This window comes from Lysinibacillus sp. FJAT-14745 (assembly GCF_001275675.1).
GTDB lineage: Bacteria > Bacillota > Bacilli > Bacillales_A > Planococcaceae > Lysinibacillus.
Genome location: NZ_LITM01000013.1, coordinates 36,405 through 47,290 on the forward strand (window position 1 = coordinate 36,405; position 10,886 = coordinate 47,290).

General features: G+C 36.3%; 7 protein-coding genes. 2 read left to right on the forward strand and 5 right to left on the reverse strand.

Annotated elements, in window-relative coordinates; all coding sequences use genetic code 11:
- Positions 1 to 504 precede the first annotated feature (504 nt).
- Entirely contained in the window at positions 505 to 2,073 is a 1,569-nt protein-coding gene (locus AMS59_RS19430; protein ID WP_053485372.1) for a diguanylate cyclase, read from the reverse strand.
- Between the two features lie 401 nt (positions 2,074 to 2,474).
- Here AMS59_RS19430 and AMS59_RS19435 point away from each other — a divergent pair, with 401 nt between their 5' ends.
- Both AMS59_RS19435 and AMS59_RS19440 read left to right on the forward strand, forming a co-directional pair.
- Positions 2,475 to 3,395: a CAP-associated domain-containing protein gene (locus AMS59_RS19435; protein WP_053485373.1), complete on the forward strand. Its 921-nt coding sequence runs from the start codon at positions 2,475 to 2,477 to the stop codon at positions 3,393 to 3,395.
- Between the two features lie 573 nt (positions 3,396 to 3,968).
- Complete coding sequence (locus AMS59_RS19440; RefSeq protein ID WP_053485374.1) at positions 3,969 to 5,153, forward strand: CaiB/BaiF CoA-transferase family protein; 1,185 nt, start codon at positions 3,969 to 3,971, stop codon at positions 5,151 to 5,153.
- A gap of 57 nt (positions 5,154 to 5,210) precedes the next feature.
- On the opposite strand, the gene AMS59_RS19445 is transcribed toward AMS59_RS19440, so the two are convergent.
- From AMS59_RS19445 to AMS59_RS19460, 4 genes are all read right to left on the reverse strand, one after another.
- Positions 5,211 to 6,707, reverse strand: a complete 1,497-nt coding sequence (locus AMS59_RS19445; RefSeq protein ID WP_053485375.1) for a hypothetical protein — start codon at positions 6,705 to 6,707, stop codon at positions 5,211 to 5,213.
- Between the two features lie 873 nt (positions 6,708 to 7,580).
- Positions 7,581 to 8,939: an acetamidase/formamidase family protein gene (locus AMS59_RS19450; RefSeq protein WP_053485376.1), complete on the reverse strand. Its 1,359-nt coding sequence runs from the start codon at positions 8,937 to 8,939 to the stop codon at positions 7,581 to 7,583.
- A 617-nt stretch (positions 8,940 to 9,556) separates the two neighbouring features.
- Positions 9,557 to 10,171 carry a PH domain-containing protein gene (locus AMS59_RS19455; protein ID WP_053485377.1) on the reverse strand — a complete coding sequence of 205 codons (615 nt, stop codon included), beginning with the start codon at positions 10,169 to 10,171 and terminating at the stop codon, positions 9,557 to 9,559.
- A 201-nt stretch (positions 10,172 to 10,372) separates the two neighbouring features.
- Positions 10,373 to 10,591 (reverse strand): helix-turn-helix domain-containing protein, encoded by a 219-nt coding sequence (locus tag AMS59_RS19460; RefSeq protein ID WP_053485378.1) that lies wholly within the window; start codon positions 10,589 to 10,591, stop codon positions 10,373 to 10,375.
- Positions 10,592 to 10,886: the final 295 nt, after the last annotated feature.

Sequence of the window (10,886 nt, forward strand, 5' to 3'; positions counted from 1 at the left end):
TTTTCGTGCCTGGAATATATTACAGAAAATTCAGTTTAAATATTAGCGTGGAATTATTTTAATGCGACGCTAGTGAAAGTTAGAGATAATATTTGACTCCATGTTATTGTGATGAATTCATTTTTATATGATTACTTTGAAGATTTATCGGAACAATTTCAGCTTTTATCTCCTTGGGGATTAGTCACAGATGAGACCCTGGAGCGAGCAAATAGAGGAACGAAGGCTAAGAGCATCACATAAAAAAGCCAAGGAGCATCGGTGCTCACTTGGCTTTAACGATATATAGGCATACATCTAGTCGTACTTGTGATGTCATAAGGGAAAGGGGGATAACCTTGCATCTTGTCAAGTCGAATCAAGAGATGTGTCCCGAGTTTACGTATCATTTGAACATGATTTACAAGTCATATGGGGAATGACTAAAAGTAGCTTGCCCAAATGATCGTAGCATTAATCATGTACCCCAAAAATTAGAAATGTATGCTTATTTCAAAACATTTTTTATTTATTTTCTTGCTCTGCTACTATGACTCGATTACGTCCAGCTTGTTTAGCTAGATATAGTGCACCATCCGCTACCTCAATTAACTTTTCCGTCGTGTCGGCCATTTGTGGATATACTGCAACGCCTGCTGACAAAGTAACTGGGCGACCACAGGGACTTATAGTTTGTGCCAAAACATCGCGCAGCTGCTCGGCCACCTGTGCCGCTTCCTCAGCAGTAGTAGTTGGCAATAACATCACAAATTCCTCACCACCGTAGCGACAGCAAACATCTCCCTCACGAGCGACTGCTTTCATATTATGTGCTAAAAATTGTAAAACCTTATCACCTACTGCATGACCATACGTATCATTAACACTTTTAAAATGATCTAAATCCAGCAAAATGAAGGCATGTGGCAACTCGTGCTCAAGCCACTCAGCTAGCACCGCATCCATTGTGCGACGATTAGTTACACCTGTTAACGGATCTGTTGTAGATTGATCTTTAAAAAAGGACACCTGTCCCTGTAAAAATGTTAAACTCCGGATGAGAGCACTTTTTAGATAATGGGCTTCAAAATACCAACTACGTACAGATTTCAAGCCTTCTACATTTTTCGATTCCATGCTCTCCTCTGTTAAAGTAGCTAATTGCTGTAAGGGATTTGCAATACGCGCTGCAGCCCAAAGGACAATTAAAATTGAAATTAGCATAAGTGGAATGGATTTTATAGCTACATCCTGTACTTTATCAAATGAAGGAGCTAATGCTACATTTAACGGTCGTTGAGCAACTACTCCCCAGCCTGTTAAAGGTACGTTGCTATAACCAGCAAGCATTTCTACTCCTTTAGTATTTAATACTTGCTGAGCCCCACTTTTTCCAGAAACTACTGCTTGGACAACTTTATTATCAATAGCAATATCATTCACTCGACTTGGGTCCTGATGATAGATAACACGACCATCTGAATCAACTACGTACACATATGAACCATCATGATAATAATGCTCTCCGAGTAATTCATTAAATACATTTCGTTCCTTTAAATAAATTGTCCCACCTATCATTCCTAAATATTCATTTGTCTCTGAAAATATAGGATACGATATAAAAATAAGGAGATGCCCTGTCATTCCTTTATAAGGCTTTGAGACAAGAGGTTTCTTTTTAGATAAAGCCTCTATTGCTCCAACTGATGTTAATACTGCACCTTGTACCTCTTCAGATGGTGGTGAAATAGATAACACAAGACCTTTTGCATTTGTAATAAGAACAGAGTTAAACAAGTTATTTTGCTTTTTCAAACGCTCAGTTTCCTGAATCAATGCATTGTTATCATGCATTTTCGTCTTTATCGTACTGGCGCTATACCCTAAAATCTGAAATGATTCTTCAAGATAGGAACTTGCGGTTATTGCTAATTTCTGTGCATATACTCGATTCGTTTCAAGCGTATTTTCTTTAATCGAAGCAACATTCATACGGTAGCCACTCCAAATGCTACCAATACCTGTTAAGAAAAAAGCAGCCAAGGCAACACCCATGATTAAATACTTTAACTTTATCAGTTTTGTTTTCATTTTCTGTCTTTTACCCCTAGTTTTTAATTTCTTCTATTATTCTATTAAAGCACAAAAAAATTCCTTATTAAGAAAATTTCTTTTAATGAGAGAAAAGTATTTGTAAAAATAGTACTTTTATGGCCCTCTTATAACAAAAATAAATAATGCTCACCATAACAATTCGATATGAAAAGATTACACCTTGTATAAAAGTTGATCTTCGTTCCGGCTGGGCGACTCCTTGGGGATTAGCGATAACGGAAATCAACCCCACGTTTCGATGATGAGCCATATAGTAGTTAAAATTCCATAATTTTAGCATCGTTAATGAATCAAAAATATAGTAATTTATATCTATAAAACTATTATCATTTTGATAGATTTTTATTATAAATTTATTATTAGAAGAGGGTTTAAATATGTTGTTACGTAAAGTAGCTCCAATTATGGTTGGTTTTAGTATGGCTCTATGGACGAATACTGCTCTCAATTCAAATAAGTCAGCTCGTACTAATGTAACAAATACACAAAAAACTTTGTCACTATCCAGCTTTCAAAGTGAATTTAAAATGAAATGGCATCGAGTCGAGATGGACTACTCCCAATTTTCCCTCGTAGGAAAGCATAATTCCAATGAGGTTGGAGGATATGAAACACGCACTGGGCATAGCGTATTCGGTATTCGTATCGGTACTAATCGAATAGATGTGAAAAGAAAATACGGTCTTCCACTTAGAGCCATTCACTATCAAAATACAAGCTACTTGCTCGATTACCATGATTGTGAAGGCAATACTACACACGGGACCTATTTGATTGATGATTACTATGTTACTTTTTTCTATGATTTACACAAAAACAATATTGTTCGCTCTATTATTTGGATAAATGCTAAAACCGAATTAAGTAAACGTGGTTATTATAGTAAGCCTTCCGATGAGCTACGAACAGGACTTGAAGATTTAATGGTTGATCTTATTAACCACGAACGGGTTAAAGAAGGATTGCAACCGCTCATTTATGACAAAAGATGTAATCCTATTGCTCGGCAGCATAGTAGCAATATGATCACACATCAATTTTTTAGTCATGAAGATCATAAAGGTAATCATTCCAATGACCGCCTCACTACTGGTGGAGTTAATCACTATTGGTATGGCGAAAATATAGCACACGGTCAGCCCAATAGTATATTTGCCCATGAAGCACTGATGAATTCAAAAGGGCATCGTATAAATATTTTAAGAAAAGAATTTACACATATATTTGTTGGTGTCTGCTTTAAAGATAACGGTGCGCCCTATTATACAATTAACTTCTATTCTAATTTGAATGGTTGAAGCTTATCGACGATTGACCAATATACACAAAAATCTCTATGCAGAAATTTATTGCATAGAGATTTTTTGTGTTCATGTTACGACATAAATTTTCTCATAAATCCATTATTAGAATTTTACTTATAGCCTTAATTTAGGATAGTCACTAAAAATCGATAATAACATTTGTTAAAATTTATGCTATATATAAGTTGATCTTCGTTCCGGCTGGGCGACTCGTTGGGAATTAGCAATAGAGGACTCCTGAGATGTTTTCTGTGCGAAAGCGTAGCGACAGCAACAACAAAGCGCCCAGTCGGAACGGAAATCACCCCCACGTTATAAAACGCACCCTAACATTCTGAATTTTTTTACTTTTAATGTTATTCCGACATATAATTTTCTGACTAATTATTTTATAATAAAATTTAACATAGTCAAGCCATTCATTCTTCTGTTATAATACTGATAATTTATCACCATTCTGTATTAATACAGAATAGTGCATGCTTTTCACAAAATGGGGATTATGAGAAAAGCGCTACAATGCATTCTTGAATACAATGTAGCCTACACAAAAAGGGGTTGGGAGATTTGGGTATTTTAAAGGGGTTAAAAATTCTCGATTTTTCTGCATTACTACCGGGACCAATGGCGACAATGATATTTGCTGATCTAGGCGCTGAGGTTATTCACGTTGAATCATCAAAGCGCGTAGATTTAACACGCATTATGCCTCCTTACGACGATGATCATGAGGCGTATATTCATCAACATTTGAATCGTTCTAAAAAGTCATTAACATTAAATTTAAAATCGCCTGAAGCTATAGAAATTGTTAAGTCACTCGTGAAAGAGTACGACATAATTATCGAAGGATTTCGACCTGGTGTCATGCAACGACTTGGCATCGGCTATGACGCTCTAAAAGAAGTAAATCCTAAGGTTATTTATTGTGCTATTACAGGCTATGGACAAACTGGACCATATAGCAATCGGCCAGGGCATGACAATAACTATTTATCATTAGCTGGCATACTTGATTATTCACGCCATAAAGATAAAAAACCTGTCTCCATGGGTATTCAGCTAGCTGATATTGCTGGGGGCACGATGCATGCAGCAATTGGAGTACTTGCAGCTGCTTTACATCGTGAAAAAACAGGTGAAGGACAATATATTGATATAAGTATGACCGATGCTGTATTTTCGCTCAATGCTATGTACGGGTCTGCCTATATTGGTGCTGGTCGTGTGCCTCAGCCTGAGCAGGAAATTTTAAATGGTGGCAGCTACTATGACTTTTATAAAACAAAGGATGGCCGATTTTTCTCGGTAGGAAGTCTTGAGCCTCAATTCCGCAGATTACTCTGTGAAGCGCTTGATATTCCTGAGCTCATCGATAATACGTTTAATGATTCATACTATACACAAATTCGTTTTAAAGAAGCTGTCCATGATGCGTTCTTATCGAAGACTTACGAAGAATGGCTTGAAGTGTTTAACGAGAATTTCGAGGGATGTGTCGAACCAGTATTAACTTTTCCAGAAGCATGCGAGCATCCTCAGCTCAAGGCTCGTGACATGATTGTTGATATTCCAAAAAGCGACGGTACTACGCAAAAACAAATTGCATCTGCTTTTAAGTTTGACGGTGTTAAACCGCAGTACAAGCATGTCGGCGCTAAGCTTGGAGAGCATAATGAAGAAGTGTTATCTACACTTGGCTATAGTGTCGAGCAAATTGCGGACTTAAAGGACAAAGGGGTTTTAGAATAATATCGTAGGCCAACTACACGAAATAACAAGAGTGTCTAATGATGCATTTAAAACACATTAGACACTCTTTTGTATTTCTATTAAACGTGCACTTATAAAAACGCGTAGCTTTTCGAAATGATCGTCAATGAGTAAATATTTTTTATAAATTTCCATTAATTTTTCAAACAGCTCATACTGCTCGGTCACAAATAAAACTTTTAAAATATTTAGCATATGCAAGGATGCGCTCTGTGCTACCAAATAGCAAGGCGTTTCTGGTTGACGATAATGTTGGCGCCATTCTTCCACAGACAAGCCGATATGCTGTAATGAATTATTCACATGGAGAGCAATATCCTGCTGAACTGACGCCTCAATCGCAATAAATTGTTCATTACTATAGTTGTTCTGTACTAAAGTAGCATGTATTTTTTTATTGGATGCTAGTACATGTTCCTTTAAAAGCAGTAGCCCCTCTTGATAACGCTCCATTTTTACATAATGCTCAAGCAATACTGCATACAAGTTTTCTAAAAAATTTAGTTCATAATTTTTAATAATGGCAGGAGGCGTTGGCTTACGATTCGGTAATAAGTCCTTATATTCCAACAAAATCTCTATTGCGTAATTATTAAGTCTTTCATCTTCTAACAAATACTCACCGTAGTGAATAACAGTTTCATGATTCTGCTCCTGATGTGCTATATGAAATAGAAGATATGCAATCAGAACTTTTTCTTTCTCTGTCAATGCATACATCGAATAACGCCAATCGGCTTCAAAGGAAGTAATTAGAGCTTTAACACCTCGATAATCCCCTTTTGATAAGCGATAGTGCGTTACAATTTGGTAAAGGTGTAACTGTTTTTTTGCCAAGCAAGTCGAATTATTGTTATCCACATAAGTTATACACTTATCCAGAGTTTCTCTATAATTATTCACAAAGTTATCCACATGTGCACAAGTTTCTCTTGTCGATTGTTCAATATGACCCATCATTTCATGGATAAATGTGAATTGTTCTAACGGTTTGTGGATAAACAGTGAATAAACTTTTTTCGTGAAAAGCCAATGCCAAAATTGGGCTTCTTCTTTATAAATCATATGCACGAAATATTCGTTTTCAAATTTATATAAAAATATTGTTTGTAGTTCGTTAACTGGCATTGTAATTTGCATTCGTTTCCCGAAAATTAGCCAGATTAATCGTTCTAAGTCCATTGTATGCTGTGCGAAAAGCTGCTCAAAAAAGGTCTCCTTGCCTTTTTGCGTATAAAAAAAAGCATTGAGACGTTCATTGACAAATTTAGTATCTAAACCATGCTTATTAAAAAAAGTTTGCATATCTGTCGTTACACGACCCCAATATTTTCGTGCAGTTGAAAACGCAATATTCATCGCTGTTTCCTCATTCACTAAAAATAAACTCGGTAAAAGTGCAGTACCTAGAATTTTCGGGTCTGCTGGAGAATCAATCTCTGCTTCTAACCATTTTGAAAGTAATTTTTCAGCACCCTTTTTACCACTTTGTTTATAAGTCATGAATAACTGCTCATCACAATCCAACAGCATGTAACTGGAGCCCCCCATCAAATTCAACCAACAAAGATCTTCCCCTATCGTGTAAAATACTTGCCTATATGTTTTAACACTCTTTCTTCAATATAACAAATCTTATCCAACATATGCTAAAAAAATTGTGATATGCATAAAAGAAATGACAACAAAAGTATTCGTGCAAAATCGACAACTTTAACTACAACGCATAAAAAAAGCCATCTATAAAGGTCAAATACCTCATAGATGGGTAAAGATAAATTTTCTGTTTAAATGTAGCACGGCAAATGAGCTATTTGTGACAATCACTCATAAGTTGGTAGCCCATTCGTATTGTCACAAATAGCTCATTGCCTACGCCAGCTCAAAGCTAGCGCCATAGTACGCACAACTTAGAAAGCTAAGCATCATTTCCAATACAATCGAGAAAAAGCATTCTCACAACAGTAGACGAGCGACCAACAAAATAGTTACAAAAAAAACGTCAAAGCTTTTGACGTTTTTTTTCTGCATCGAAAGCGTAGCGGCAGAATTTTTTCTGCCAAAACGACAAATACGAATACACAGCTCCCACCAAGTGATGCCATTAACCATGGTGCCCCTGTATAGTTTGTCAACCAGAGCAATACGGAAATACATATTAACCCGCCGAATGCACCTGTTATGGCATCAGCAAAATTTGTTCGTGAAGGAGCATGTCCCCCACCTTTCTTTCTATCCAAAATTCTATAGAAGCGTATCGAATTTTAGACACAATTATCAAGTATGCCTCGGCAAATTGCGTCTGACTTTTACCATGCAATAGTTAAGTATTATCGCCCTGTAACACAAAAAAGCAAACTATAAAATCTTCTAGTTTGCTTTCTTTTCGGGCTTTTCGGTATGCATTTAATCATATTGTTTTTTCACTGGCTTATAAATTTTCGCTTTTTTTAGTACTGTTTTAGGTACTTGGAAGGTTGCTGTTACAACTCCTGGATGACGGCCGATTTCAATCGACCCAGTAATCGTCGCTCGATTCATAACTTCTGGCTCGCTCATCTCAAAAAGCCTTGCAGCACGGCTTATAGCATTGGTTGTTGCCTCATTTAATGATGTTCCAGAGCCAACAATTGATACAGGGAATACTTCCTCCACTTGTTTAACGCCGAATTCCTCCGCAAGCTCACGTGCACGACGTTTTTCTTCCTTTGTAAAAGGTTTAGCCGTATACGGTAAATCCTCTGTATTTGGCAATAAAATAGGGCCATCCAAAGCTACTTTTTTCATTACACTTACCTGAAGTTGAACGATACCAGCAACATCTGTTGTATGTCCTGCAATTTCTCCGTCCCCTTGCATTGCGTGCATATCACCTATATACACACCGCCACCCGGAACCTTTACTGGACAAATAATTGTTGCACCCTCACGAACACGACTTATATCCATATGTCCATCTGTACGGTGTGTATCTAATTCAGTCTGCGTGAATGCATATTCATGTGGCGCGCCAATTAAAAACGAACCAAAATCTCCAGCATTATGGGAGTCTGGCATCGCCTTTGAAGGCGTCGTTCCAAGCTGCCCTAAAAACGGTCGCATTCTTGCCATAACACCAATTAAATCACTTGGTGCTAATGCAACTACAGGATTTTGCACAGAATTTTCAGGTGTACGCATATAATTTTTCGCATCAAGTGCAATACGGCGAGCCCCTTCTCGCCCAACAGTTACACCAATATTACCTTTATGATCTAACGCCATAGTATAACCATTCGTCATGTTAAAAGGTGATGTTTCTGTATCACATGTCGAACAACGAATAGCCTGTCGACCTATCCCTTTGACAACTGTACTAGGATGAAGCTTACCACAGCCTGGACATTTTACTGATACGAACGGGTCCCCAATAAATCGATCCAAAATTGCCTCATCGTGCCCAGATGCTGTTGCTATTGATGTTACCTGTATGGATTTAATCTTGATAACAATGGCGTCTCCTACCTCTGCCCCTTCTACAAATACTGGCTTTGTTACTTCATGCCCACCACGAATCGTTGGTGTTAGCATCGGGCCCCAACATCCCGGCGTCGTATTAGCAATAATTGTGCCACCATCTTTGACAGGTCCAAGCATTTTCTGTTGTGGATCTAAAATACCATCTATGAACTCATTTACGAATAATGTTTCGACGGCTTGCGGCGGTTGTACAAGGTCGTCATTTTGCATTTCTTCTTTTTCTAGCACATGCAATTCGTTTATCATTTTTCGTCACGCTCCTAGTTCTGATTTTATGTATATAGATTTTTGTTAAAACCTTAAAATGCCTAAAAAATTCTCCTATATAAAGTTAAATTTCGACATTAAGATCGATATTCCTGCCATTTCAAGGAAAATATCGCTACATATATACATTGAGAAATCAAAATAGTATAGAAATCACTTCTTTATCAGTGTATTTCTATTATTTTAAATGAATAATTGCTTAAATTATGCCTTTTAACATCGTAGATTTTAAAGCTAACTATATCTATACATAAAAAAGCGCAGACTCGTACAAATGTATTGTAAAAGTCTGCACTTTTATTTTGACATAAACACAATCATCTTCATTTCTTATTAAGTGTCGGTAGTTTTAGTACTATGAAAATGAGTGTAAGTAATTTATCAAAAGTTGGTATACCTAATCATTAACACCTCGGATAGGAATCCTATAATCATAAGTGTCCAATACTTCTGAGGCAATGCCTATACATATAAAACTGTATACAATCATCGCTATTTACATTTGATTGTGTACAGCCTATTTACTCTGTCCATACTTTGTGCATGGAAGAATATCTTCAAGCATACTAGTTTTCTTTTAGTAGCCCTATATTTTCTTAGTTATTAATGTATAATTCAAAAACGTGTGAGAAATCTTCTTTCTTGTATTTGTCCTTATGGTCAATCATCCAATTATTCGCAAATCGTGTAATCTCCTCGAATGAAGCAGATGGTGAGACATTATCATTACCGATACGGCCAATTGATGAAGAAGCAATCGATAAACTCTTTTCTGCCACCTCTAGCTTGTATGCATTTTGCTTTTGCTCATAGCTAATGGCATGCAACGCTTTATATAAATCTTTAATGTCACTAATAAATCGTTTATGAATGTCAATTGAAAATGGCGTATTATCGATTGTAAATTTAATTTCGACATCAAGGTCAATAGTTCCCGCTGTTTCGAGGAAAACTTCACTAATATTGTGCATTGAGTAGTCGTAACGACGCAGTAATCGCTTCTTGCTTATCGCACTTTCACCGTCTACATGAATAATCGCACGATTTGTAAAGCAATACTCGTCTGCTTTCGTCTTAATTAAGAAATAAATTTTCTCGTCAATCTCATGCAGTATAAAGTCATCTGCATCCGCCTTATCATAGTCCTCAGGAGTTATAACTACTCCAATATCTGAAAGTCCAAGTGCGTCTGCTGCTATTTTTTTAAACATCAATTTTCCCTCCTAGATGGTTTGATACTCTTATTACGCTTTTTATCTGTAAAAAGTTTCAAAAGGGTCTTTGTGCTATTAAAAAAGCTATATTGTTTAAAAATGATTCAAAATCATTGAAAGCAATCCGTATAGCATTCCGATAATCGGTATTAAAACCCACCATCTAGTCGTTTGAAGTTTATTTTCTGTATTCTTGGATTACAATTTTTTTTGAAAATTATTATCGCCCTTAACCAATTCATCTAGCGAAATATTATATAGCTCACTTAGCAAAATAAGATTATCTAAATCCGGATAACAATTACCGTTCTCCCATTTTGAAACAGATTGTCTAGAAACATTTAATTTTTGAGCAATATCTTCTTGCGAAAAATTGTGCTCTTCTCTTTTATTTTTTAAACTCTGAGTTAAATTCATAAATCATTCCGCCTATCATTTTTGATACCTTAACTTTACTGAAAACCCCAAAATTAATCGAGAACTCATTGGTTACTTTTTCCGCAACCTGAAGTTGCATCGTCGATTTTAAAGGCTTTTTCACATATTTCAAAAATAGATCTTCATCTTTTTTACGAAATTCTTGAGACCTGTACGTATTTAAATATAATCTTTTCAAACAAGTATATAAGTATTATTTTGGCTCATCACCAAAAGTCGTGGGTGACAAAATCAACGACCTGTTTCTAAACGTAAACGAAGGAAAAAACGGTCT

Bases quoted from the DNA above. Each gene is read 5' to 3' on its own strand.
- AMS59_RS19430 (WP_053485372.1), bottom strand. From the start codon at position 2,073: ATGAAAACAAAACTGATAAAGTTAAAGTATTTAATCATGGGTGTTGCC.
- AMS59_RS19435 (WP_053485373.1), top strand. From the start codon at position 2,475: ATGTTGTTACGTAAAGTAGCTCCAATTATGGTTGGTTTTAGTATGGCT.
- AMS59_RS19445 (WP_053485375.1), bottom strand. From the start codon at position 6,707: ATGCTGTTGGATTGTGATGAGCAGTTATTCATGACTTATAAACAAAGT.
- AMS59_RS19450 (WP_053485376.1), bottom strand. From the start codon at position 8,939: ATGATAAACGAATTGCATGTGCTAGAAAAAGAAGAAATGCAAAATGAC.
- AMS59_RS19455 (WP_053485377.1), bottom strand. From the start codon at position 10,171: ATGTTTAAAAAAATAGCAGCAGACGCACTTGGACTTTCAGATATTGGA.
- AMS59_RS19460 (WP_053485378.1), bottom strand. From the start codon at position 10,591: ATGAATTTAACTCAGAGTTTAAAAAATAAAAGAGAAGAGCACAATTTT.